Genomic DNA, 25892 nt, shown 5'->3' with positions numbered 1-25892 from the left:
GCAGCGGGTATATCGCCAACCCGTTGAGTCAGCGTGAGATGCACAATCTCGGTGCGGGCAGGCATTGGGTCGAATCGTCTCCATGCCCGAATACCCTGCACGAATCGGGCCAACAACAATCTTCAGAACACAACTTTCGGGTCAAAGGCCGAGCAGAAGGAGTCCGAACACTGCAGGCATGTAGACAATGCTCCCTACGAACAACCGGCGCGCAGCCCCTTCCGTCCCCCGCCGCGCCAGCGACACCGACAGCCCCAGCATCGCCCCCCCGCCGATCACCGCTCCCCACGCATACAGCCCGCCACCCAGGCCCGTCGGCAGCGCCATCAAGCTCACCGGAATCAACGCCAGCGAATAGGCCACCGCCACGCGAAAGGTCACACGCCCTTCCGGATCCTCCACCGGGAGCATTCGGAATCCGGCGCGTGCGTAGTCTTCCCGATGGAGCCAGGCGATCGCCATGAAATGCGGAACCTGCCAGATGAACACCATGGCGAAGAGGACGAAGGCTCCCGCCTCCAGACGCCCCGAGGCAGCAGCCCAACCCATGAGCGGAGGAATCGCCCCGGGGACGGCACCGACCAGTGTGTTGAGTGAAGTGAGGCGCTTCATGGGAGTGTAGGCAACGACATAGGCCACCCAGGAGACCGCCCCCAAGAGCCCGGTCAGAAGGTTCGCACCCCACACCAGAAGGGCAAGCCCGGCTGCGGAGATTGCCAGGGCGAACAGCAGCGCAGTCGGAGACTTCAGCCGACTGGACGGAATGGGGCGCCCACGCGTCCGGTGCATTCGGGCATCGAGACGGGCCTCATGTACCTGATTCACGCCGTTGGCACCGCCCCCGACAAGCCCCGTCCCCACGGCAGCCGCCACAAGCCCGGACCAGTCCACGGAACGGCCTCGGCCAGCCAGAAGGTACGACACGACCACCGTCATGAGAACGAGCAGCACAAGCCGAGGCTTGGTGAGTTCGGCGTAGGGCACCCACCCGGCTCCGACGGGCTGAGCCAGGTTGTCGTTCCGGGTCCTCATGGGAAGACCGACCCTCCGGGCCGTGGACTCTCCTCTACTCTTCCGTCGTCCGCTCCCGAAGGCGCTCGAAGGCTTCGCCCATCGAGGTCATCCCGCCAGCATCTCCGCTGCTGGCCCGCGTGGCCCCCCTGGAACTCCCACCACGGTCGTTGCGGTCTCCGCGATCCCGACCACTCTGGCGCCCCCGACTGCCCCGGCCTCCTTCAGGCCGACCGCCGCTCTGTCTCTCCGGAGATGCAGACTCTTCCAGAAGCGACAGCGAAATCCGCCGCGCCTCCGAGTCGACTCTCACCACTCGCGTCTTCACATCCTGCCCGACTGTGAGCACCTCCGAGGGATTCTCCACTCGGTGGTCCGCCAGTTCCGAGACATGGACGAGGCCATCCACTCCGGGAGCGACTTCCACAAAAGCTCCGAAATCCGCCAGACGCACAACCTTGCCCTCGATCCACTGCCCCGGGGTCATCGTCTCGGTCATTGTCTTCCACGGATCCTCCAGAAGCTGCCGAATGGAAAGACTGACGCGCTCCTTCTCGCCTCCGAGGTCCTCCAGCTTCACCACCTTCACCTGAACTTCCTGTCCCACCTTGAGCGCATCGTTCGGATTCGCAACGCGGCCGAAGCTGATCTCCGACACATGGACGAGCCCGTCCAGCCCGCCGAGGTCCACAAATGCGCCGAACGGGCGAATCCGCGAAACAACCCCGGTCAGCACCGAACCGACCTCCAGCGTCTCCCGCACCCGAGTTGCGTTTCCGCGCGCTTCCTCGTCCAGGATGACACGCCGGGAGAGAATCACATTGCGACCCTTGCGATCCGCAGAGATCACCCGGAAGGAGAACTTCTTGCCGAGGTAGGCCTTCGCGTCCTCCACAAAATGCCGATCGATCTGGGAGAAGGGGCAAAAGGCTCGCAACCCCTTGGTCGATACAACCAGCCCACCCTTGTTGGTGCCAACGACCTTCCCCTCAACCGGAAGCTTGGATTCCGCAGCCTCCAGCATGGCCCGAATGCTCCCCTGACGCTTTCCTGCTCTGAGCGCCAGACGAACGCCCCCATCGACCTCAGAAATCACCGCCGTGACCTGATCTCCGACCTTCTTCGCGGGATTCCCTTCCTCGCCAGCAATCTCCTTCAGGTCCAGGCTTCCCTCTGCCTTCCCCCCGAAGTCCACGAATGCGGCATCCTCACCGATCCGCACGATCTTCCCCTGAACGCGAAGCCCCTTGCGCGGCTCGACCCAGTTCTTCTCCTCGGACTCCTTGAGCATTTTGGCGAAGTCCTCCCCGTCTGCCTCCGCCTTCTCGGCGGCAGGTTCCCCGGCAGGGGCGTCGGGCGCTTCCACCGGATCCTCCGCCTTCTCGGCGGCTGGCTCCCCGGCAGGGGCGTCGGGCACTTCCACCGGATCCTCCGCCTTCTCGGCAGCAGGCTCCGCGGCAGGGGCGTCAGGGGTGGGGGTCGGATCGGTCAGCGGGGTTTTCTCCGTCACCGGGGTCTCCGGCGACTCGTCTTCGGGTCGGTGTTCCATTTCTTCCTCGCGGTTCCACGACAGGGGCGCGGCGACTCGGGACAATGACGAGGTTCCCTGGTTCGCCACGATTTCAGACAAGCCGAACCAATATACCATTTCCAGGCGGGGGAACCCTACCGGAAATCGCGCTGGAACGCCTCTGTGGAGTTCGGCATGGAACGCCGGTTGGACGCCGGCGACCTCAGGCGGTACGATCCGACACGATTTCAGCCGGACCCACGCCCGTCAGACCGTTCAGGGACAGCGGAGGTACCCATGTCGCGCATTGTGGAATGCGTTCCCAACATCAGCGAAGGCCGTGACCGCACCGTCATCGATGCGGTGACCGCCGTCGTGCAGAACATTCCCGGCGTAGCCCTCCTGGATGTAGACCCCGGGGAGGAAACGAACCGGACCGTGATCACCCTCGTCGGCAACCCGGATGCCACGGTCGACGCAGCTTTCCGGCTGATCGCGGAGGCGCAGCGACGGATCGACATGTCCGCCCACTCGGGCGCGCACCCGCGCATGGGCGCCACCGATGTGTGTCCCTTCGTCCCGGTGTCGGGTGTCACCATGGACGAGTGCGCGGAGCTGGCCCGCAAGCTGGGTACGCGAGTCGGCGAAGAGCTGGGCATCCCGGTATACCTCTACGAACATGCGGCCTCCCGACCCGAGCGGCAGAATCTGGCCGCAGTCCGTGCGGGCGAGTATGAAGGCCTGGCGGCTCGCGAGGGAAAGTCGGAATGGGATCCGGACTTCGGCCCGGCGAAGTTCAATCCCCGCTCGGGTGCCACGGCCATCGGCGCGCGGAACTTTCTGATCGCCTACAATATCAACCTCGATACGCGCTCCCGGAAGCTCGCGCACGACATCGCGCTCGATATTCGCGAGCGGGGCCGTCGCAAGCGCGATTCCTCGGGCAAAGCCATCCGGGATCACGACGGCAAGTTTGTCATGGTTCCCGGTCGCCTGAAGGAGTGCAAGGCCGTCGGCTGGCTCATCCCCGAATACGGGGCTGCACAGATCTCCATGAACCTGACAAACGCGGAGGTCACGCCCGTCCATATCGCATTCGATGCGGTGGTCGAAGAAGCCACACGACGCGGACTGCGCGTCACGGGGAGCGAGATCGTCGGGTTGGTACCGCTGAGGGCGCTTCGCGATGCGGGTCTTCACTACCTTCGCCGTCAAGGCCTCTCCCCCGCTGTGTCCGAGGCGGATCTGGTGCAACAGGCCGTCAAGAGCCTCGGCCTCGACGACCTCACCCCCTTCGACCCCGCATCCAAGATCATCGAATACCGCCTTCAGCAGCCCGGAAGACTCGTCGACAAGACCGTCACCGCATTCCTTGACGAACTCGCTGCCGACAGCCCCGCGCCCGGTGGGGGGAGCGTGGCCTCCCTCATGGGGGCGCTCTCCGCGGCACTCTCCGCCATGGTGACGAACCTCACCGTCGGCAAGAAGGGCTACGAGAGCGCGGAGGAGGAAATGAAGGCGGTCGGGCTGAAGGCGCAGCAACTGAAGGAGGCCTTCGCGGCAGATATCGACCGGGACACGGAAGCGTTCAATGATCTCTTTGCGGCTGCGAAGATGAAGCGCAAGACGCCGGAGGAAGTCGCCGCACGAGCAAGTGCTCTGCGGGAAGCCACCCGGGCAGCCACCCTGATTCCGTTGGGAGTGCTGCAAAGAGCGGTCGACACGGTGGAACTCTCCGGTGCCGTGGCCGAACGCGGGAACACGAACTCCCTCTCAGACGCGGGAGTGGCTGCGCTGGCCGCGCGAGCTTGCGCGGAAGGCGCGTACTACAATGTGCTCATCAATCTGATCGACACGGACGACTCCGAGTGGGCCGCTCCGGTGATGAAGGACGCCGCCGCGACACTCGCCCGTGTGAGCGCGGGCGCGGAGGCCGTCACATCCCGAATCCGCGACCGGTTGGAATATACGGACGCGACCGGCCAGGCTGCAGATCCCCAATGAGGAGCGAGCGAATATGCCGAGAGACGAAAAGCTGATCTTCGACTGGAACCGACCGCCGGGTTTCTCCTTCCGGCACAAGGACGATCTTCACCTCAACGACGAGACCCTTCGCGACGGCTTGCAGTCGCCTTCCGTCCGCGATCCCTCCATCGAGGAGAAACTTCAGATTCTCCATCTCATGGGCGACCTCGGGATCGATGCGGCAAACCTCGGGCTTCCCGGGGCGGGAGAACGCGCGGCACGCCATATCGAACGCCTCGTGCAGGAGATCGCAGACTGCAGCCTCTCCATCTCCCCCAATGTGGCGGTGCGCACAGTGGTGTCCGAGATCGAACCGTTGATCGACATCTCCTCACGCACCGGCATCCCGGTGGAAGCCTGCACCTTCATCGGGTCATCCGGGATCCGGCGCTACACCGAGGGGTGGGATCTGGACGGCATCCTGAAGAAGACGGAAGAGTCCATTCGCTTCGGCGTGGATCATGACATCCCCATGTGCTATGTCACCGAGGACACCACCCGCGCAGACCCGACCACGCTGGAAAGACTCTACCGCTGCGCCATCGAATCGGGCGCGACGCGGATTGTGGTAGCCGATACCGTCGGGCACGCAACACCCATCGGTGTGCGGGAGCTCCTGCGGCACATCTTCGGAATCGTCAAGGACTCCGGCGAGGATGTACTGGTCGACTGGCATGGGCATTCCGATCGCGGGATTGCCATTCCAAACTGCATGATGGCCATCGCCAGCGGAGTGGACCGGGTTCACGGCACCGCGCTCGGGATCGGGGAACGATGCGGGAATGTCCCGATGGACCTGCTGCTCGTGAACCTCCGTCTGGAGGGGATCACGAACCGCGACCTCTCCCGACTGGACCTGTATGTCCGGACGGTGTGCGAAGCCACCGGCGTGCCGATTCCCTTCAGCTATCCGGTCTTTGGAGAGGACGCCTTTCGCACTTCTACCGGAGTTCACGCGGCCGCCATCCTCAAAGCCAAGCGCAAGGGGAAGGACTGGCTCGCGGATCAGGTGTACTCCGGAGTTCCGGCGGACATGGTGGGCCTGTCCCAGCGTGTCGAAATCGGGTTCATGAGCGGGAAAAGCAATGTGATCTTCTATCTGGAAGCTCGTGGAATCAAGCCGGAGGCGCAGCTGGTGAAGGGTCTTCTCGCGCATGCCAAGGACTCCAGCACTGTCCTCACCGACGAACAGGTGGACACATTCATCGCGGAGCATGAGCAGGCCGGGCGGGATTCGTGACTCGCGGCGCTCCCCGCGGCCCGGCTGCACTCCTTGCGGCCGTGGGGGCGCTTTGGATCGCGCTTCGAGTCTTCCCCATTCCCACGGAGCCTCCGGCCGTGGCTCGCGCCGCCGTCGCCGGAGTTCGCGTGGAGGCCACCAGTTCCAGCGCGTACCAACCGGTGGGTCTTCCCACGCCGGCCGATGATCCCCTCCGGCTGGGCAGCATCGGCGGATGGCAGGAGGCACGCGCGCGATTCACCGACCGCCTTGCCGCCCAGAATCGGCGGCTCGTGATCCTCGCGAGGGAAATGTCCCGGCGCGTTGAAGTCCACGCCCGCGGCCCCACCGGAATCCGGCTGGGCGATCAACTGACCGCGTTTCACGGCATGGACGCCGCGCGCCTCGCTGCGGCGGCAGCCGGTCTTCCGCCCCGCGAATCGCTGGACGAGTTTCACGCCGTCTTCCAGTCGCGCCTCGCGGAACCTCCCACGGGGATCGGGGTCGCTGAAGCTGCCCGGCGAAGGGAACTCGGCCAGTTGCTTCGCCGCATCGACGACACCCGGATGGACGCGGACCGAGAGGCTGGAGTCGCGCTGGAGGAGTTTCGTCAGGAGGCCAGCGCCGCCCTCGCCGGGGGGACCACGGGTGGGTTTCTTCGCCGGGGCCGGGGTCGAATCGCGGAAGCGCTCCTCGCCGCGCTCTTCGGGGCACTCCTCGTGGAGGCTCTGCGCAGCAGGCCGCGCGTTCCACCGCTCGTTTCCCGAACGACCGCAGGAGTCGGCGGCGTCCTGCTGGTGCTTCTCCTGGAGGGGACGCCACTCCTCCCGGTCGATCCGCTTCGGGGATTGTCGGTGGTCTTTGTCCCGGCAGCGCTCGCGGCAGGACTGCTCACCTCGCCCTTGCTGGAACGACTCGCCGGAGGTTCTCGCCCGGTGAGCCCGAGGCCACGCCCGACAGTCTCCGCAGTGCCCCCCCATCCGGAAGAGGACACCTCCTGTCCCGGAGAACCGCGTGCGCCCTTCTTCCCGCGCCGCCGCTAATCCGCCTTCGGCCCCACACCGCCACACCAGCACCGCAGATCCAGAAACCCCGGGTCTGGAAGATACTCGCCCGCGCGCGGCCCGATCTCTCTGCGCACCTTCGCCAGGAGTTCCGGGGCTGTCCCGAGATCTGCTTCAGGGTGCGGGATCACAAAAACGCGAGCCGGACGAATCGACTTCACCGCATCCGCCCATGCACGAACCGTTTCGTCAAGAGACGAGAGCGCCGCATGGACCGGGAGTTCCAGTGAGATCTGCGCGGAGGTCTCCCGTCCCAGCGCCGCCACGGACTCCACATGATGGCCAAAGGCGCGGCGCCTGTCCGGGGCACGACCCGGTCGAAGGGGATCCTCCGGCGATGGAAGATACGCCACCACATCCGCCGCTTCCCCTGCGTCACGGCGGATGTCCTTGTCCGCCAGAACCACGCCATCGGTGAGGAGAATCGTCCGCAAGTGTATCTGCTGCCGGATCTTTCGCAGGATGGCCCCGATGCCCCGGTGCAGGAGAGGATCGCCCCGGCCTCCGAACACAATCGCGTCAAAGCTCTCGCCTCGGCCCAACCGGGAGTCCAGCTCGGACAGGATGGCCGGAGTGGGTGCGAACCCCTTCCTGACCGGCATGACACGCCCGGGTGCCAGAACAGAGCAATACCGGCAGGGTGCATCCTCCGGCGGGCCCGCCGCGACTTCGAGCATCAGCACGCGCCCGAAGCGAAGCGAATCGTACGGCTCATGGACCGTGACTTCATGCCTCATGTCTGCGATTCCTCCATGCGGGATCTTGCCCTTGCGTCCGCGATCTCTTCACGCGGGAGTGAATCAATCCAGCCGAGGCGTCGCAGTTCCTCCGCGATTTCCTCCGCCGCAATCCGATGTCCTTCCCGCGTCCAGTGTTCGTCCACATCGAAGTACGCACGCGTTCCGCAGGCCGCTTCCCGACGAAACCCGGGAAGCAGATCCAGCACAGCGACCCCCATCGCCTGAAGGTCGCGCACGATCTCCCGCTGTGCGTGATCGCGGTCAAACGCGGAGTCCGGAAGTCTCCATCGATCCCGGTAACGGCGCCAGGAGTCATCGTCCACCTGATACCGGGTCGGCGCGACCACCACCAGATACCGCCCGCCCAACTCACGCGTCTCCTCTGCCGCATCACGGACCGCGTCCCGACCCGCAGGCCACGATGACCGAAGGATGCGCGCGGGCCACTCCGCCAGCCCCACGGGATCCAGATGACGACTCCGCTCCGCGAGCCCTGTCGCACGGTACACCCCATAGAGCCGCTCACGAAGGAAGGAGTACAGGTGCGAATGAATGTGCAGACTCTTCCGAAGGCGAAAGAGCGGATGGCGGCCGTCAGAAACAAGCCTGCCGTCCACAACGCGCGGATGACTCAGATAGCGGTCGGGTTCGGGGTCCTCCAGGTCGTTTCCCACATAGATCGTGTGTACGACGATCTCAGGATTCCATTTCCCCAGAGAGCTCGAGAGAAGCCGGGAGGCCCGAAGCGGACCGTACCCGCCGACGCCACCGTTCCGAACGGAGGAGGGCCGCCCGTCGGTCACGAGAAGCCTCTCGAGCACCTCGGGAAAGGCCTGCGCCGCCTCCACTCCCACACCGAAGGTGAAGGAGTCTCCGATGGCAAGAATGCGCCGATCTGCCAGGCGATCCGGCCCTGGGTTCGCGGGTACGCGGAGACCGTCGGCGTCGGTGAAGACGCGGGTGCGATACTCCACGACACGCACTTCCCCGCCGAAGTTCTCGCGAAGACGATATCCTGCGGCCGGATCCTCGCGGAACATCCCGAGCGTGGAGGCGGATCGCTGCGGACAAAACTCGCGAAGCGTCCACTCTCCTGCGAGCCCGGCGAGCGCAAGCCCCGCGATTCCCAGCGCCACTTCGGCAAGGACCCTCCCCGCGCGGGGCCTTCCTCCCCCGCCTGGGAGCCAACGCACCGACTTCATCGGATGAGAGTCACGCGTACGGGCGACGAATCGACAGCCCCCCCGCGACGCACAAAGTAGACGCCTGAAGGCACGCGGCGCGCGCTCTCATCCAGGCCGTTCCAGTACAGCGGGTACTCTCCGGGTGTGACCTCCCGGTCGAGAAGCACGCGCACAGGACGCCCCAGAACATCGTAAACCGTGACCTCCTGCCGCCCCGGTTCCCCGACGGTCAGGCGAAGCTCCACCCGCTGCTCGAACGGATTCGGTCCCTCCATGCGAAGCTCCGAATCCACGCCACTCTCCGGCGCCCCTCCCCGCCCCGGCCCCGGAGGCGGAAGCGGTGGCCCCGGATCCTCGCCTTCCATCCCCTGCGGCGGCTCCAGCCCCCCGACCACCAGGAGCGCATACCCCTGTGGTCCTTCGGGAACATCGGAAGCCCGGACTCGCACGCGATAAAGCCCCGGGTCCGGCGAATCCAGAATGACGCGCTCCACATTGTTCAGCGGGTCGGCAGTTCCCCCGGTCACGGAATGCCCGGCCGCCGGGTCAAAGACATTTCCGAGGAAGGTCCCCCCGGGGCCCACGACCTCCAGATCCAGGTCGTTCACGGGGGTCAACGCGGCTGCCGGAGCCGCCGGGTAATCGGTGAAGACCAGCGTGATCTCAAGCGGTTGCCCCGCATCGGCCACCTGCAGAAGGTGTGTGTGAACCGCGCCCGGTCCCGGGCCCTCGTTGTGGCGAACATCTCGAAACCAGACGCGCTCGGGATCTCCCGGGAAGTGCAGCACGCGGTCGAGAAGAAGCCGCCCCCATCCCTCTTCCTCGTTTGGGTACCCCGCGACCGAAGTCATGTCCACCGTGGACGCAATCAGGAACGCCTTCACCAGAGCACCCGTCGGCCAGACGGCCCGTTCCGGCGCGGGAATCCCCCGCGGGTGGTAACCCTTGACGAGGTACTCGCGCACCAGAGCGCCCGCTCCCGCCACCGCCGGGGCTGCCATGCTGGTTCCGCTCATCGTGGTCATCGCGCAGGAGGCCGTCGATGCCGACCGCGTCGACATCCCCGGCGCGAAGACCTCGGGCTTCCGCCGTCCATCGGAGGTCGGTCCCGTGCCGCCGGACCAGATCGCGTCCTGCTCTCCACCGCCCGCCGGCCTGCGCGTCGCGCCCACGGCCAGCACATTCTTCGCGTTCTCCGGTGTCTTGAGCGTGCTGGTATTCGTGGACGCGAAGATCACGAGGTCGTTCTGCCGCTGATATGCAAAGCTGTCGATGTCCCGACACCATGTCGTGTACGAGGTGAACGAATCATCCCCCCAGCTGTTCGTGAAGATGTGCGCGCCATCGAAGTGCATCTCTGTCAGCAGATCCTTCAGGTTCGAAGGCGTGTTCGAATACCCCGCCACATCCCAGATGGCCCGGTGTGCCAGGCGTGCGTGCGGAGCCATCCCGCGATCCACCACCGACCCGATCACCGGCTCCTCGTCTCCCGCGACGGTCCCCGCCGTGTGCGTGCCGTGGCTGTCCGGGTTCTGGAAGGCGGAGTCGTTCCGGTAGGAGACGAGCTTGCGGTGGGTCGGCCCCGGTTCGGCCACCAGGCTGTCGGAGAAGAAGCAGCTGGACTTTGAGATCGGACCGTCGATGTGTCCGACGATCTCCCCTTCTCCGAGAAGCCCCGCATCCTGCACGGGGGTCAATCCGCTGGAGTTTGACTGAATACACCAGCGCACCGTGTCGTTGCGGAGGGTGATCTCACCGACTTCTTCAATCCACTCCACCTCCGGGATGCGCGCGATGGATGCGACCGCGCCTCGCGATGCACGAACCGAGAGTCGTCGCACTCCGAGACGATCCCACGCCCGACGCACCGCAGCGCCCGTCGCCGCGACCCGGTCGGCGACGGCCGCCACGCTTTCGCCCTCAAAGATCTCGACCGTCAGAAAGAGATCCGTTTCCGCACGCCGTTGCGGGTCGGCGAACTCGCGCGTTCCGATCCCGGGGTCCACCTTCCACTCCGGGCGCATCAGATCGACGCGCAACACTCCGGGAACTTCCGCGACTCTGCGCGCATCCGAAGGACAGGCCCGCACGATCCACGCACTGGAGGGCACATGCCCCACGATGCGCCCGCCCGCCTGTTGGATGGCCGCCCGGAGTCCTTCGTCCGCCGGCCCGCGGTAGCACACCACCCACGACTGACGAACCGCTGCAGGAAGCGCGTGGGAACGAAGTTCCGCGGGGAGCGGCCCGGGGCCCTCGGCGACCGAGTACCCGCCCCCGACGAGGTGAACACGCGAGTCCCCCAGATCCAGAGCGTGGGAAGCCGGTGCGGCGCAGAGCAGCACGGCGAGCAATGCACACGCGATCCGAGTGAGCGTCACTGCGTCCTCCGCGAGTCCGGGAGATGGGAATCTGTATCGACCGGCCATCCTAGCGCATTCCCGGCCAGACTCCACATGAAACACCAGATCTGGCGACTCTCACTCGGGTTTCGTATACTCGCGCCCGGATTGGCACCGAAGCGAACTCTATCGGGAGGGTCGTCATTTTCGCCACCGGACCGCCCCTGTTGCGTTCCCTTGTCCTGGGGGCGCTTCCGGCGCTGCTGCTCTCCTCGCCGCTCGGTTGCCGGAAAATCGACACGACCACCGACCCCGGCGACGACGCCACCCCTCCCCCCATTCTCCAGAGTTTCGTGACGACGAAGGCGTCCATCACGCACGGCGAGTGGATCCGGCTCGTCTGGAAAGCGTCCGGCGCAACCTCGGCGCTCCTCTCCCCCGGTGTCGGAGCCGTCTCTCCGGTCGCGAACGGCTCCATCCCGCTTCGCCCCTACACATCCACCACCTATCGGATCATTGTCTCCAACTCCGCGGGAGCGGACACCGGCTCTGTCAGCGTGGAAGTGACCTATCCCGGGAGCATCTTCGTCAACCACTCCACCGGGGACGACGCCCGTACCGGCCGCGCCCCGGATGAGGCACTCGCCACACTCGACGCGGCCTTAAACCTCGCCACCGACGGAATGACCATTCATCTGAGCGGCGGCTCCATCTCCGAGGACAACGGCTCCCCGATCGGTGCCCCCGCCATCTACGAAAGCGCTCTCCACCTGGACGGGCGCCGGATCTCCGTGATCGGGGATCTTTCCCCGGACCACTTTTTCGAAGAACCAACCTACCGGGAGACCTGGATCCTCCCGCCTTCCGGACCCGCGCTCTCCGTCACGGATGCGCCCGGGGCGGTCGTCTTCCGCAACCTCTTGCTCGATGTGTCGGTCTCCGGCGGGGAGGTCGCCGCGAGAATCGACGGGAGCACCGCCTATCTCCACGGATGCCGGATTCTGGGCGAAAGCGCCTCCACCGGCACCGGGCTTGAGATCCTTGGAGCCTCGGAGGTCACGCTGACTTCATCGGTCATCATCGGAGGCCGAAACGCGGGAGGCGGCGCTGCCACGGATTCCACCTGCGGAGTCTCCACTTCGGACCAGTCCAGCGTCCTCGTGCAGAACTGCTTCATCGATGCGGGAGTCGGGCTGCACTTCGCCTCCGGGATCGAAGCCCGCGGAAATCTACGGATCGCCTGCAATACGATCGCCGCGCGCGTGGCCTCCACCTCCGGGTACGACAACTCCGCATCGATTCGCATCTTCTCGGGAGCTCCTTCCATCGGCGGCAACATCTTCTTCTCGCAGGGATCGGGAAAGCGATACGGAATCCTGGAGACCGGACCCGATACCAATCCGTCGTGGATCGAAGGGAATCTCTTCCTCGCCATCCAGCCGCTCTACGGAGACTGGGAAGGCGGAGACCGCGTGGACCAGACGGAGATCAACTCGTGGCCGCTCTTGAACGGTCTCTCCGGAACCGTCGGCGACAACCTGCACGCGCCCACAGCTCCCACATCCTCGATGTTCGTGAGTATCTCCGGCACCGACTACCACTTGAAGCCCACGCTCCCCGGCGGGGACCCGAACCCGGCGATCGATGCGGGAGGTGTGTATCTCGTGGCCGATCGGTACGGAGGCGTCCGCGACGACATCGACGGCGAGTCCCGCCCGTCCTCCGGCTACCTCTACGATCTCGGGGCGGATGAGTACCGCTGACATCCGCCGGCGCCCGGTGCCGGTGGTCGTCTGGATCGCGCTGCTCGTGGCGGTTCCCGCCTCGGCCGACTACCGGGATCTCGGCATGGCGTACCTCACGCCCGAAGGACGCACGGAGGTCAAGCTCTTCGCCTCACACTTCCGGGGGGATCAGTATTTTGACGAGGACGGCCTCCACCGGCCCGGGGACGACGGCGCCTGGAATGCGTGGATTCTCGAGTGCCGGCGAGGCCTCACGAACCGGATCGAGGCGCACTGGAACTTGTGGAGACAGTCGGTGCGGATCATCCCGGCGGACGGATCCCCGGCCTCTTCGCGTACGGGGTGGACCCGCGCGGGGCTCGGGGCGCGCGTCGCCCTGCCCGGCTGGCCCGTACTTCTGACGGCTGACGCCTCCACCCCGCTTCTCTCCAACGGAGAGCGGTTTCCCTATCTCGCGGAGAACTCGCTCCTCCTGTCCGCCGGGATGGAAGCGGACACGGACATCCCGGGAGGTCGCGTCGGCTTCGGAACCTCGGCCGTCTACCGCGCGGACCTCTCTGCGGCGGCGGACCGCGACATCCGGCTCATCTGGCGTGCCTGCGTGGAGGCGGATGTGACGGCTCGCTGGACACTCATCGCCGCAGCAGACGGCCGGGTCACCCTCTCGGGCGGAGAGGATCTCGTCTCCCACCGGTACACGCAGCTCTCCGCCGGAGCGAAGTGGCAGGCGCTTCGACACCTGCAACTGGAAGCGCTCGCCGCCGTCATGGGCGAAGGGAAGAACGCCGGGGCCGGGCACGGCTTCTCCGCAGGGCTGCGCACGGATTTCTGACGCGCTTTCAAGGTCACAAGAGCGCCGTTTGATCGTAAGATCCGGCGAACCCCGCCTCGATGCCGGGCCGCGCGAAAACCGTTCCACCCGGAGGGATCCTCATGCCCCAGCGCGTTCTCTCCGGCATTCAGCCGTCCGGCTCGCTGCATCTGGGCAACTACTTCGGCGCCATTCGCCAGTTTCTCCGCCTCCAGGAGGAGCACACCTGTTACTTCTTCATCGCGAGCTACCACGCGATGACCACTCAGAAAGACCCGGACCGACTCCAGGAGCGAATCCTGGACATCGCGGCCAGCTACCTCGCTCTGGGGCTGGACCCGGCGCGCTGCGTCCTCTTCGATCAGGCGGATGTGCCCGAGCACCACGAGTTCACCTGGTATCTCTCTTGTCTGGCACCCATGGGCCTTCTGGAGCGCGCGCACAGCTACAAGGACAAGACCGCCCGCGGCATCGCGCCGCAGCATGCGCTCTTCGCGTATCCGGTCCTGATGGCGGCGGACATTCTGCTGTACGACGCAGACCTCGTCCCGGTCGGGAAGGACCAGAAGCAGCATGTCGAGATCACGCGGGATCTCGCCATCCGTATGAACAACCGCTGCGGAGATCTCCTCACCGTGCCGGACCCGCTCATTCTGGAAGATACGGCGGTCGTCCCGGGTCTCGACGGCGAGAAAATGTCGAAGAGCTATGACAACACCATCGAACTCTTCCTCGAACCCAAGCCGATGAAGAAGCGCATCATGAGCGTCGTCACGGACTCCACGCCCGTGGAGGATCCGAAAGATCCCAACCGGTGCACGGTGTTCGCGCTCTACTCGCTCTTCGCTTCCGCGGAAGAACGCGCGGAACTGGAGGAAGCATACTGCCGGGGCGGCATGGGCTATGGTGAGGCCAAGAAGATCCTGCTTGCGCGCGTCGAGGAGACCTTCGCCCCGGCGCGGGAGCGAAAGAAGGAGATTCTCGCGCACCCGGATGACATCACGGATATCCTCATCGACGGTGCAAAGCGCGCCCGGGAAGTGGCCCTGCCGGTCGTGGAGAAAACGCGCGAAGCCTGGGGGCTTACCGCGAAGCCCCGCGGCGCCCGAGACTGAAGTACGCCGCGTCCGGGTGGTGGAAGACCATTGCCGAGACGGACGCTTCCGGGTCCATCATGAATCCGCCGGTCAGTTCGACTCCGATCTCCTCCGGGCGCAGCAGGCGGAACAGCTTCGCCTGATCCTCCAGATCCGGACACGCCGGATAGCCGAAGGACACCCGGACGCCGCGATACCGGGAGCGGAAGACCTCCGCGCGAGACATCCCTTCCGCATCCGGGAATCCCCATGCGGAGCGAAGGTCCGCGTGCAGCATCTCTGCGTGAGCTTCTGCCGTCTCGACAGCCAGGCTGCCCAGCGCGTGGCTGCGCAGATACTCCCCGGCGTCCCGGAGCTTGCGCACTTTCTCGCGAATGCCGCGACCCGCGGTCGTCACAAGGAGCGCAACCCAGTCGGGAGCCGCGCCCGCCGGGCAGCACCAGTCGGCGACGCACAGCCCGTCGGGCCGCGCCTGCCGACGAAAGACGAACTCCTCCAGAGGTTCGCCGCCCCCGTCGAGCAGACGAAGCACATTGCCGCAGCTCTCCGCACGGAACCACTGCCATACGGCGGAAGTCCGCATGGCGCCCGCTTCCGCCTCGGACATCAGTTCCGCCACGACCCCCTCCAGCTGAATCGCACGCGGGTCACCCCGGGCGAGAAGTTCCTCCCACCTGCCACGAATCCCCAGATGCCGGCCATAGAGAGCCTGCGGATGAATCCACGGCCAGACGCGGGAGAGATCTTCCGCCCGAGCCAGATGCCGATCCTCATCCGGCGGCTGCGGAACCTCGGCGAGAACCGGGATCGCCGCGCTTCGCGCACCCGAACGCTCCCGCGGGGGAAGCTCCACGCGATCGCTCGCGCCCGCGCCCGCACGGGGCCGAGCGGCACCTCCCGCCTCACCCGCGCGGATCTTTCCGCACAGGTCCAGCCCTGCCATGGCGTCCTTGGCGTAGTGCACCGCCCCGCCGTACTCAGGTGCGATCTTCTCGTCCACAAAGCGCGACGACAGCGCCGCCCCCCCGACCAGAAGCGGCGTGGACTGTTCGGCGCGATGCAACTCTCTCGCAACGGTCACCATCTCCCGGGCGCTCTTCACGAGCAGCCCGGAAAGACCGACGGCCATCGGCCGGTGATGACTCGCGGCCTCCACAATCCGCTCTGCAGCGACACGAATCCCCAGGTCCACGACCCGGTATCCATTGTTCGACAGAACGATCTCCACGAGGTTTTTGCCAATGTCATGGACATCGCCCTTCACCGTCGCCAGAACGATCGTCCCGCGAGACTCGACGCCCTCGGCGTCCATATCCGCTTCCAGGTGGCTGACCGCCACCTTCATGACCTCCGCGCTCTGAAGCACTTCCGCCACAATGAGCTGGTTGTCGTTGAAGAGCCTCCCGACCTCCGCCATTCCGCGGAGAAGCGGGCCGTTGATCACCTCCATCGGGGAGATTCCGTCCGCCCGCTTCCGATCGAGGTCCGCGATCAGCCCTTCGCGTCGCCCCTCCACGACACACGCGGAGAGGCGCTCATCGATGGGGCGCTCATCCCCCGGGGTGCTGCGCTTTCGCCGGGGAAGCGCATCCCGGTACCGGTCGGCAAACGCACGCGGCGTGTCCTCCCCCCGACCGAAGAGGAGATCCTCCGCAAGCGCCACATCCTCGGGCGGGATGCTCCCGTGCCGCTCCAGACGCTCCGTATTCACGATGGCGAAGTCGAGTCCCGCGCGGGTCGCCCGATGCAGGAAGACGGAGTTCAGCACTTCTCGCGCCGCCACGGGCAGGCCGAAGCTCACATTGGAGATCCCGAGAATCGTCTTCGTCCCGGGGAACTCCCGCTTGAGCGCGGGGATGGCCTCCAGGGTGGCGCCCGCGGCTCCCGCATACTGCGCGTCCCCGGTCGCGGCCGGGAAGACCAGCGTGTCCCACAGAATGTCCTCCGGGGGGATTCCGTGCCGGGAAAGCTCCGCATGGCACTTCCGCGCGACCGCCAGCTTCCGGTCCAGCGTGACCGCCATGCCTCCGTCCGGATCGTCGTCGATCAGCCCCACCACGAGAGCCGCGCCAAACCCGCGAACAAGTTCACACACTTCGGCCATGCGTTGGCCGCCATCCTCCAGATTGACGGAGTTGACGACACTCTTCCCCGGGCACTCCGTCAGCGCCAGCCGAACCGCCTCCACACTGGTCGTGTCGATCATGACCGGCGCACGCACCCGTCGCAGGACCTCCGGATAGAAAGCCGCGCAATCCTCCAGTTCGTCGCGGTCGGGATTCTGGAGGTTCACATCGATGATCTGTGCGCCCCCGTCCACCTGTCGCCGGGCGATCTCGGCGGCCTCGGCATATCGCTTCTCGCCGATCAACCGATTGAAACGCCTGCTGCCGATCACATTCGTGCGCTCCCCGACAAGAATGGGTCGTGCGTCCTCTTCGAACTCCAGGACATCAATCCCGCTGAGTCGTGTCTCCCGGTGCGTCGGAATCGGGCGCGGCGCATATCGCCGGGCGACGGCGGAAACCCGGCGGATGTGGTCCGGGGTCGTGCCGCAGCATCCGCCCACCGCATTCAGCCAGCCTTCCTCCATGAAATGCTCCAGCGCCGCCGCAAGGTCGGCGGGAGACTCCCGGTAGAGTCCGTCCATGTCGGGCAGACCCGCGTTCGGCATGCACGAGACCGGGGCCGTCGCCAGAGCGGACAGACTCCGCAGCGAGTCGGCCATGTCGCGGGGGCCGGTCGCGCAGTTCAGCCCGACCGAGAGAAGCGGCACATGAGAGACGCTCGTCCAGAAGGCCTCGGCGGTCTGCCCGGCCAGCATGGTCCCGTTCGGCTCGATCGTGCAGGAGACGGACACCGGAACGCGGATACCTTCCGCATCCATCGCCTGGCGGATGCCGAGGAGCGCGGCCTTGGCGTTCCGGGTGTCTTGCTGCGTCTCCAGCAGAAGAAGGTCCACGCCACCCCGGAGGAGCCCCGCCACCTGTTCGCGGTAGGCGTCCCGAAGTTCCCCGAAGGTCACGCCGCCCGTGACGCTGATGGCCCGCGTGGTCGGACCCAGCGAACCGGCCACAAAGCGCGGCTTCTCCGGCGAGGAGAGCCCGTCCGCCGCCTCCCGGGCGATCTGCGCCGCGGCGAACGCCAACTCCGCCGCTTCGTCACCCAGCCCGTACTCCGCCAGCACGATTCGCGTCCCGCCGAAGGTGTTCGTCTGGACGACATCGGCCCCTGCCGACAGGAACGACCCATGGAGTCCCCGGATGACATCCGGACGCGTCCGGTTGAGCACCTCATGACATCCATCGAGAGCCGCACCCCCGTAATCGGCCGCGGTGAGTTCGCAAGCCTGAATCCCCGTGCCCATGGCCCCGTCAAACACGAGAATCCTCTGCGCGAAGGCATCCCGAAGCTCCGCCTCCGAACGCGGAGAGGGAGACGCGGGGTTCATGGCGGAATCGGTCATGCGGAGCCTCCTGTCGAAGAACCCGGCAAGGCTAAGCCTGCATCTCCCGCCGGGCAAGGGAGCACTGTTCCCTCCCGGGAAACTCGCCTATACTCCCCGGGTTGGAGGCCATCCTCCCGAACCGGAGCGTACTCATGGATCTGTGGACTTTTCTGGCGCTGATCGCCGCGTGGATTCTCTTTCAGACCGTGATCCTCCCCCGACTCGGGGTGCCCACCTGAATGGCGCCCGGATGCGGGACCGAGGCTCGGTCCCCCGAGACCACCGATGAGGACCACCGTGATCCTCCGCCCGGCCAGGACTGACCCCCTCCCGCCACCCGATTCCGGTCTCCGGCATTGCCGGAATCTCCTCTGCCGGGCACAATGCCCCGGTCCGAGACGCGATCCCTGTGGCGCGAGGTGCTGATGACCCGTCCAACCCGAGCCGTCCTTCGGGCGAGGCTCCTGACCGCGGTCCTGGTGATCGCGGCCACCGGGCTTCCCGCACGGGCGAAGCCACTCACGACGCTGGCAACTCCGGGACACCACGACCTGAACATCCGGGGAAGCCTCTTCCAGTCGGGCATTCCGGCCACGCCGGGCTCCATTTCCCCCGATGGATACCACCTGGCCCATCTGTTTCGCATCCCCGGCGGCCTGCTCAAGAGAAAGCCCCGTCGCTGTGCCTTCCTCCTGGATCTCTCCACCGGCGAAAACCGCGAGATCCAGACTCCGCAGGGAAATGCCACGCGAATCTCGGGCTGGGATACCACCGGTCGCTACCTGCTTGTGGAATCGACGGAGCCCGATCTCATGAGTTCCCTGACGGGCGGGGTGACGACCTTCCACTGGATCTACGATGTCGTCACCTCCGACTTCATCCCCCGCAAGCCCTTCACCGGAATCCGGGACGGAAACCGGTTCCAATGGAAGAAGCGCGGGACCTACCACGGAGTGTGGAGGCCCGGGCACCCGTCTCGCGTGTGGGCACTCTATGAGCGCGGACTCCCCACCGTGTACCGGGCGTGGGAAGAGCAGCTGAAGGCAGAAGATCAGCGCAGAGCCTTCCTTGCAACGCAGTTGGCCGTCGGGCGCAACGCGGAAGACCCCACGCGGCTTGCGGATGTTCTGAAGCGTCTGGACAACCGATGGACCCGGCGCGGGCACAAAGACCCGATCGTGTCGGAACTCTTCGGAGAGCGACCCACTCTCTTTGCGCGGGCCGGGTCCGACTGGGTGCCGGTCTTCGAAGAAGTGGAGTTCGTCTCGGTTCTGGATCGGGGACTCGCGCTGGTCACGCTGGAAGGCGGGCAGCAGGCGCTGCTTCATGTCGACCGCGGGGAGATCCTCCCGCTGCCGACACCACCGGACCGATTCGCGGAGCAACTCCGCACGAGATGGGACCGGGGGAGCGGTTTCTTCGACGAGAACGACCCCCTCCCCCGCGACATGCAATACCGTCGCGACTGCGAACCGTTGATGGGCCTTTGCCGGTACTTCCGGTTTGTCACGCCGGATGTGTCGCGACTCCTGGTGCTCTATTCATTCGGACCGCAGGAGAAGATGCTTCGCATCCTGGATCTTCCGGAGTCCTGGCGAAAGACCGCGTCGGCGAAGGCGGGATGAAACGCGCCGCGCGCCATGCGATCCGCGCCGGGTCCATCGTGCTGACCGGGGCAATCCTGGGGAGCGCATCCCATGCCACGCCCCCGGAGCCGGAACCGGCTCTCCCGACCGTCGATGACGCTGCGGTCGCGCTGCGGGACGCCGCAGTCGACACCTTCGGCGGGGCTGACGCGCTGGCCGCATTCGCCGGAATGCGCGCCCACGGCGAAGCGCTGCTTCTGCTGGACGGAACCCGGGCGGCGCTTCGCCTGCGCTTCTCACCCGATGGAGGAATGTGGCTGGAGCGCCGCACGCCCGAGAGAAAGCATGTCTCGATCCTGTCGGGTCCGGTCGCGTGGGGCGGCGTCGGCCGGAATCAGGAGGCGCTCGACGCACGGGAGACGCGGCGGCTTCGCCTGCTCTACCACCATCTTGCAGCGGCTTGGGATCTGGCCGGGGCAGAGCCGACAGCACTTCACCGGGACGGCACTTCGCCCGAGGGGTGGGAGGTCCTGACGCTGGATCTGCCGGGCGGATTGCACATGCGTTACTTCATCGACCCCGGCCCCGGGCGACTCCGGCGAATGGAGGGAACTGCGCCGGGCGTGGACACCGTGACGCGCTCGTTCGGGGACTTTCGGGAAGTCGGAAGTCTGGTGCTCCCGTGTCGGATCACGGAGTTCCACGGAGAACGCGCAGTCCGGGAGATGCGCTTTACGCGAACGGCCGAAGTGGAGAGCTTCCCGCCGGGTGCCTTCCTGCCGAAGGGCACGGACGCGTCGGGGAGTTAGTCGGCTCTATTCCGGCGCGGCAGGATCGGACTCCATCCCGAAGCCGAACTTCGCCAGGCGGGAAGAGGCGCGCGGACGCCCATCCACCACTTCCCGAACGCGCCACGCGCAGGGTTCATCAAGAGTGAGCTCATCGTAGATGAACTCGGGAACCGTTGCTTCGCTGCCCTGCAGAGGCCCTGTGGCCCAGATCCGCTCCATGGTTCCTCGATAGACGATCACCTGCGCAAAGTCCACATCCTCCCCGCCGGGAACCCAGGTGAAGTGTGTCGGTGGCCCCGCCAGGTCTCCTTCGGGAGAAATGAGCTCTGGAATGCCAATCTCTTCCCCGGAAGGGAGCGAAGGCAGCGCCCCGCGGCCGCTCACCACAAGGAGCAGCGCCGCACCCACGAGCACCGCGCCTCCCCACAGTTTTCGGGCGCTCCTTGCGGCCACAGACAGCGCGGGCGCTTCGGATGGAGCCTCAATCATGTTCGTTTCTCCCGGAATCCACCGATGCGGACAGTTTAGCAGTCTCGCGCTGAAGGCGCACGCTCCGGATTCGCTCCGTCATTCGCGCAAAGACCTCCGCCGCAGGGGATGGCGTACGCCGCGCGTCCCGTGCAATCCCCAGCACCCGGGTGAGTCCCCCGCCCCGGACCGGCACGGCAGCGAGCGTTCCCGAGCGAATCTCCGTACGGACCGACCGCGACGGAAGAACGCCCGCGCCCAGCCCCACCTGTACGAGCTTCTTGATCGCTTCCGGACTCGACATTTCCATCGCCACCCGCGGCGTGACTCCCGCCTCCGCGAAGAACCGGTCCACAGCCCGTCGCGTGATCGAGTCCGTCTTGAAGGTAATGAGCGGCTCTTCCGCAAGGCGGGTGGTCGGGACACGACGACGCCCGGCCAGTGCATTCCGCCCGGAGACGACAAACAGCAGGTCTTCGCGGAAGAGCGGAACTGCGCGAATGGAGTCTGACGGCATCCGCGCAATCAGGTCGCCGACCGCCATGGTGATGACCGCCAGTTCAATCGTTCCCGCATCAAGTTGCCGCAGGAGGGACTCGGTTCCCTCCACGCGAACCGAGAGATCCACCTCCGGGTGCGCGGTTCTGAAAGCGCGATAGACCCTCGGCAGCACATAGATGCTCGCGACATCGGTGGTGCCGATCTCGAGACGCCCCCGCACGACCCCCCGACTCCTGTCCAGCCGGCCGGGAAGACCGTCCATGGCCGCAAGTGCCTGCCGTGCCGGTTCCAGGAAGTCCCGACCTTCCGGAGTGAGCGCGACACGCCTCCCCGCCCGATCGAAGAGACGCGCTCCCAGCTCCGCCTCCAGAAGGGCCACGCCGTGCGAAACCGCGGGCTGACTCACCCCGACGCGCTGCGCCGCCCGGCCGAAGGAACCCTCTTCGGCGACGGCTACGAAGTATCGAACCGGTCTCACTTCCATGAAACGCATGATAAACGCGCCTTATCACTTCGACAAACAGAATCGAATGGACGAATCCACCACCCCGCCGGACGATGCCCGCACCAAGTCTGAGCAGTCGCCCGGAAAAACTGTTCCCTGAAGCAAGGAGAGCCGCATGACCATCGACATCCGCCCCGCCGAGGGGAAACTGGGAGTCCTTCTCCCCGGCATGGGCGCCGTCGCCACGACCTTCGTCACGGGTGTGGAAGCCGTGCGGAAGGATCTCGGCAAGCCCTTCGGATCCCTCACGCAAATGGGCACCATCCGTCTCGGCAAGAGAACGGACGACCGCTCTCCCTTGATCCGCGACTTCGTTCCGATGGCGGAACTCACGGACCTTGTCTTCGGCGGTTGGGACATCTTTGAAGACTCGGCCTATGAATCCGCTCTGAACGCCGGCGTTCTCGACAAGGATCTGGTTCGCGAACTCAAGCCCGAACTGGAAGAGCTCCAGCCCATGCCGGCCGTCTTTGACCAGCGATATGTGAAGAAGCTGGACGGCTCGCACATCAAGACCGACGGCACATGGTGGGACAAAGCGCACGCGCTCATGGACGACATTGTCTCCTTCCGCGAAAGAACCGGCGCCGCCCGGACGGTCATGGTGTGGTGCGGTTCCACGGAGATCTTTCTGAAGCCGAAGCCGGTCCACGAGACGATCGAGTCGTTCGAGGCGGGCATGAAGGCAAACGATCCCGACATCGCACCGAGCATGCTCTACGCTTACGCGGCCCTCATGACGGGAACGCCCTACGCAAACGGCGCCCCGAACCTGTCCGCGGATGTGCCCGCGCTGGTGGAATTGTCGAAGCGCGAGGGCGTGCCCATTTGCGGGAAGGACTTCAAGACCGGGCAGACGCTGATGAAGACGATCCTCGCCCCCGGGTTCAAGGCGCGCCTTCTCGGGGTGAACGGCTGGTTCTCGACGAACATCCTCGGCAACCGCGACGGCGAAGTTCTGGACGACCCCGAGTCCTTCAAGACAAAGGAAGAGTCGAAGCTCGGCGCTCTCGACTACATCTTCCAGCCGGATCTCTATCCCGACCTCTACGGCGACCTCTATCACAAGGTCCGCATCAACTACTACCCCCCCCGCGGTGACAACAAGGAGGGGTGGGACAACATCGACATTTTCGGCTGGATGGGAATGCCCATGCAGATCAAAGTGGACTTCCTCTGCCGGGACTCCATCCTTGCAGCGCCGATTGTTCTGGACCTTGTTCTGTTCCTGGATCTTGCGCACCGCGCGGGAATGAAAGGCATTCAGGAGTGGCTGTCGTTCTACTTCAAAGCTCCCCAGACCGCGCCCGGGCTGTATCCGGAGCACGACCTGTTCATCCAGCTCATGAAGCTGAAGAACACGCTGAGGCACCTCAAGGGCGAGGAACTCATCACGCACCTCGGGCTGGAGTACTACGACTGATCGCGGAAGGAGTGGTGTGGTGAAGATCGCACTGGTCGGAACACATGGCGTCGGGAAGACGACGCTCTGCTTCGACATCGCGGCCCGGTTGAAAAGGCTGGATCTGGGAGTGGACCTCGTCAAGGAAGTGGCGAGAGACTGTCCACTCCCGATCAACCGGGACACGACCCTCGATGCGCAGACTTGGATTCTCCACACGCAGTGCGCACGGGAGATCGCGGCGGCGCGATCGGGAGATGTGGTGGTCTGCGATCGGTCCGTCCTCGACAACTACGCGTATCTGGTCCACTCGATGGGGCGCCGAAAGGAACTGGACCCGTGGATTCGGGCGTGGTGCGCAGGCTACGACGGGATGTATCTGGTCCCCCTGTGGCAGAGGCCCACCTTCGACGGCACCCGCGACACGGACCCGGACTTCCAGCGCTCCATCCACGAGACGCTGGTTTCGCTCGTGGAGGACTTCGGGCTGAATGTGGTGCGCCTTCAGCCCGACCGGCCCGACTGCTGGGTGGGCCAGATCTTGAAAGACCTGTCCATTCCCTCAGACGCACCCCAGACGCGGCTCTTCAGCGAAGAGTAGCCTCTAGACGCCTGCCTGCGTCCGCACGGCAGCCAGTCCGAGCTGTCCGAGCAGCGCGTCCAGGTCCGCACCGGAAGCGGGAACGCACGGGAGAATCCCGCCCGCCCGCGACGCGACCCACTCGCTGCACTCCGCGCCGGGCTTCGGAGCGCCGGTCTCGCCGAGAATGTCCAGCCAGTCGGCGCGACGGGCCTCTCCGTAGGTATCGAGGAGCTCGGAGGGTGCGTCATCGCGAATGATCCCCGCCAGCCTCTCCGCGAGATCGCACGCTTCGTCCAGCCCCACATTCATGCTCTGCGCACCGACCGGCCCGGTCAGGTGGGCCGCATCCCCGGCGAGGCGGATCCGCCCGCGCCCGTAGCTTTCGGCAACCCTTCGATCGAACATCACAAACGAGGACCAGTACAGTTTCTCCGGCAACGGAAAACCGGGGGCACGAGTCTTGAGAAGCCGGTGCAACTCTTCCAGAGACGGCACTCGATCCTCTCCCACCGAGTCGACATGGAAGTTCCACCGACAGCGGCCGTCCTTCATCGGCCAGAAGACATCCGTGCCGTGGTCGTGCAGATAGACGCGGGCCGCGTCGCCGGGATCTTCCGTCATTTCAAACTCAAAGACCGCGAATGACTCCAGACCGCCCCGGTCCGCGAAGTCGATGTCCAGCGCACGCCGCGCCAGCGAGTGGTACCCGTCCGCTCCGGCGACATACGACGCCCTCACGCGGACCGTCCCGGTCACCTCCCATTCCATCCGAGCCACGGGGTAGCCGGTGCTCACCTTGTCGAGTTTCGCCACATCCACCAGCACCCGGGTGCCATCGTCGGCGAGTGTCTGCACGCGATGGTTCCAGTGCACGGGGATGTGCTTCTCCCGAAGACGGTTCTCCAGACTGTCCTCGATGGCGCTCTGAGCCAGCGCCAGTACGAAGGGGTAGTCCCCGCCGAGACGCGAGAAGTCAATCTCCGCCTTCTTCCCGTCCGCATCGTGGAACTCCATGCGGAGGACCTTTCGCCCCTCTTCCAGAAGCTCGGGAAGAACCCCCACCTCGTCGAGGAGTGCCAGCGAGTGCCCGTGCAGAGCCAGTCCGTAGCTGTGGGCGGCGGTCCGCCAGTCCTTGTCGTAGATCTCTACTCGAACGCCGCGCTTCTCCAATTGCAGGGCCGTCAAGAGCCCGACCGGGCCGGCCCCCACGACAAGAACATCGGTGTCTCGCTTCCCGAACATGGCAGAGCCTCCCGTGGGATGATGGGGGCCGGGGTAGCCCCGGCCGGGACGGACTATTCAAGATACATGGGTCAGGAATATCCGGCCAGTAGGAGGAGAGGGAGGCGGAGGGATCCTCCCCGTCAGTCCGCCACCACCAGTTTGCGGGACATCACGCCGTCCGGGGCCGCAAGGCGCACCCAGTACACGCCGGGCGCAACTCGGGCGCCGGAGTCGTCCCGCCGGTCCCAGTACGCCTTCCGCGCGCCGGGCTGCGCCACGCCCGCGACCAGCGACCGCACGCGCCTCCCCGCGACATCCACGATCTCCAGCGCGGTCTCCCCCCTCGCCGAAAGCTGGTATCGGATCTCCGTCAGCCCGGAGAAGGGGTTCGGCCGGGGTGCCAGCAGTGTGAGCGCGGGCGTCGTCTCCGGCCCGAAGTCGACCGAGGTCGGCGCAAGGCTCTGCTCGTCCAGAATCCAGTCGTTCGGGTCGACGACGAACCCGGTGGGCGCGTCCGGTACCACAAACGACACCGTTTCTTCCGCGCCGGAGATCCGCTCCGAGAAGTCGAAGTCCCCGGACGCCGTCTCCACGCGGAAGTCCACCGGCATATCGAACAGCGTACCGGTCGTCTGC

20 protein-coding genes are annotated in these 25892 nt (G+C 65.8%); 10 read left to right on the top strand and 10 right to left on the bottom strand.

Translation table 11 applies throughout. The annotated features are described in order from the left end of the window. Positions 1 to 141: 141 nt before the first annotated feature. Positions 142 to 1032, bottom strand: coding sequence for a heme o synthase (gene cyoE / locus QF819_09880; protein MDP6803461.1), 891 nt, complete (start codon positions 1030 to 1032; stop codon positions 142 to 144). Positions 1033 to 1066: 34 nt separating this feature from the next. Beyond that, the gene (gene rpsA, locus QF819_09875; protein ID MDP6803460.1) at positions 1067 to 2560 is read right to left on the bottom strand and encodes a 30S ribosomal protein S1; all 1494 of its coding nucleotides are present in this window, start codon (positions 2558 to 2560) and stop codon (positions 1067 to 1069) included. Between the two features lie 258 nt (positions 2561 to 2818). Here rpsA and ftcD point away from each other — a divergent pair, with 258 nt between their 5' ends. The 3 genes from ftcD to QF819_09860 are packed head-to-tail and all read left to right on the top strand — an operon-like array spanning position 2819 to position 6808. Continuing rightward, positions 2819 to 4525, top strand: a complete 1707-nt coding sequence (gene ftcD / locus QF819_09870) for a glutamate formimidoyltransferase (GenBank protein MDP6803459.1) — start codon at positions 2819 to 2821, stop codon at positions 4523 to 4525. Between the two features lie 13 nt (positions 4526 to 4538). Beyond that, positions 4539 to 5786: a LeuA family protein gene (locus tag QF819_09865; GenBank protein ID MDP6803458.1), complete on the top strand. Its 1248-nt coding sequence runs from the start codon at positions 4539 to 4541 to the stop codon at positions 5784 to 5786. Then, positions 5783 to 6808, top strand: a complete 1026-nt coding sequence (locus QF819_09860; protein MDP6803457.1) for a hypothetical protein — start codon at positions 5783 to 5785, stop codon at positions 6806 to 6808. The genes QF819_09865 and QF819_09860 overlap by 4 nt, the downstream gene beginning before the upstream one ends. On the opposite strand, the gene QF819_09855 is transcribed toward QF819_09860, so the two are convergent. The 3 genes from QF819_09855 to QF819_09845 form a co-directional block, all read right to left on the bottom strand. Then, the gene (locus tag QF819_09855) at positions 6805 to 7566 is read right to left on the bottom strand and encodes a hypothetical protein (GenBank protein MDP6803456.1); all 762 of its coding nucleotides are present in this window, start codon (positions 7564 to 7566) and stop codon (positions 6805 to 6807) included. The genes QF819_09860 and QF819_09855 overlap by 4 nt on opposite strands. Continuing rightward, positions 7563 to 8705 (bottom strand): hypothetical protein, encoded by a 1143-nt coding sequence (locus QF819_09850; protein ID MDP6803455.1) that lies wholly within the window; start codon positions 8703 to 8705, stop codon positions 7563 to 7565. The genes QF819_09855 and QF819_09850 overlap by 4 nt, the downstream gene beginning before the upstream one ends. 62 nt (positions 8706 to 8767) lie before the next feature. After that, positions 8768 to 11134 carry a S8 family serine peptidase gene (locus QF819_09845; protein ID MDP6803454.1) on the bottom strand — a complete coding sequence of 789 codons (2367 nt, stop codon included), beginning with the start codon at positions 11132 to 11134 and terminating at the stop codon, positions 8768 to 8770. Positions 11135 to 11322: 188 nt separating this feature from the next. Here QF819_09845 and QF819_09840 point away from each other — a divergent pair, with 188 nt between their 5' ends. From QF819_09840 to trpS, 3 genes are all read left to right on the top strand, one after another. Continuing rightward, positions 11323 to 12858: a hypothetical protein gene (locus tag QF819_09840; GenBank protein ID MDP6803453.1), complete on the top strand. Its 1536-nt coding sequence runs from the start codon at positions 11323 to 11325 to the stop codon at positions 12856 to 12858. Continuing rightward, positions 12845 to 13672 carry a hypothetical protein gene (locus QF819_09835; GenBank protein ID MDP6803452.1) on the top strand — a complete coding sequence of 276 codons (828 nt, stop codon included), beginning with the start codon at positions 12845 to 12847 and terminating at the stop codon, positions 13670 to 13672. The genes QF819_09840 and QF819_09835 overlap by 14 nt, the downstream gene beginning before the upstream one ends. A gap of 101 nt (positions 13673 to 13773) precedes the next feature. Further along, on the top strand, positions 13774 to 14766 hold the full coding sequence (trpS, locus tag QF819_09830) for a tryptophan--tRNA ligase (GenBank protein ID MDP6803451.1): 993 nt from the start codon (positions 13774 to 13776) through the stop codon (positions 14764 to 14766). Here the strand turns inward: trpS and metH are convergent. Next, positions 14735 to 18199: a methionine synthase gene (gene metH, locus QF819_09825; GenBank protein MDP6803450.1), complete on the bottom strand. Its 3465-nt coding sequence runs from the start codon at positions 18197 to 18199 to the stop codon at positions 14735 to 14737. The genes trpS and metH overlap by 32 nt on opposite strands. 422 nt (positions 18200 to 18621) lie before the next feature. Here metH and QF819_09820 point away from each other — a divergent pair, with 422 nt between their 5' ends. Continuing rightward, on the top strand, positions 18622 to 19821 hold the full coding sequence (locus QF819_09820; GenBank protein MDP6803449.1) for a hypothetical protein: 1200 nt from the start codon (positions 18622 to 18624) through the stop codon (positions 19819 to 19821). Next, on the top strand, positions 19818 to 20591 hold the full coding sequence (locus tag QF819_09815; GenBank protein ID MDP6803448.1) for a hypothetical protein: 774 nt from the start codon (positions 19818 to 19820) through the stop codon (positions 20589 to 20591). The genes QF819_09820 and QF819_09815 overlap by 4 nt, the downstream gene beginning before the upstream one ends. A 6-nt stretch (positions 20592 to 20597) precedes the next feature. On the opposite strand, the gene QF819_09810 is transcribed toward QF819_09815, so the two are convergent. Continuing rightward, complete coding sequence (locus tag QF819_09810) at positions 20598 to 21062, bottom strand: hypothetical protein (protein MDP6803447.1); 465 nt, start codon at positions 21060 to 21062, stop codon at positions 20598 to 20600. Then, positions 21055 to 22035, bottom strand: coding sequence for a LysR family transcriptional regulator (locus QF819_09805; GenBank protein ID MDP6803446.1), 981 nt, complete (start codon positions 22033 to 22035; stop codon positions 21055 to 21057). Before QF819_09805 ends, QF819_09810 begins: the two co-directional genes overlap by 8 nt. A gap of 127 nt (positions 22036 to 22162) precedes the next feature. Between QF819_09805 and QF819_09800 the strand changes: the two genes are divergently transcribed. Beyond that, entirely contained in the window at positions 22163 to 23470 is a 1308-nt protein-coding gene (locus QF819_09800; GenBank protein ID MDP6803445.1) for an inositol-3-phosphate synthase, read from the top strand. A 16-nt stretch (positions 23471 to 23486) separates the two neighbouring features. Then, a complete protein-coding gene (locus tag QF819_09795) occupies positions 23487 to 24050 on the top strand; it encodes an ATP-binding protein (GenBank protein MDP6803444.1) in 564 nt (187 codons plus the stop codon). 3 nt (positions 24051 to 24053) lie between these two features. Here QF819_09795 and QF819_09790 read toward each other — a convergent pair whose 3' ends face one another. Continuing rightward, entirely contained in the window at positions 24054 to 25274 is a 1221-nt protein-coding gene (locus QF819_09790) for an NAD(P)/FAD-dependent oxidoreductase (protein ID MDP6803443.1), read from the bottom strand. A gap of 122 nt (positions 25275 to 25396) precedes the next feature. Next, positions 25397 to 25892 (bottom strand): FlgD immunoglobulin-like domain containing protein (locus QF819_09785; protein ID MDP6803442.1); only part of this gene is annotated, 496 nt, incomplete at its 5' end.

The sequence above is a fragment of the Gemmatimonadota bacterium genome, from assembly GCA_030747075.1.
In the GTDB taxonomy this organism is placed as follows: Bacteria; ARS69; ARS69; order ARS69; family ARS69; genus ARS69.
This window is presented reverse-complemented; position numbering and strand designations above follow the sequence as displayed.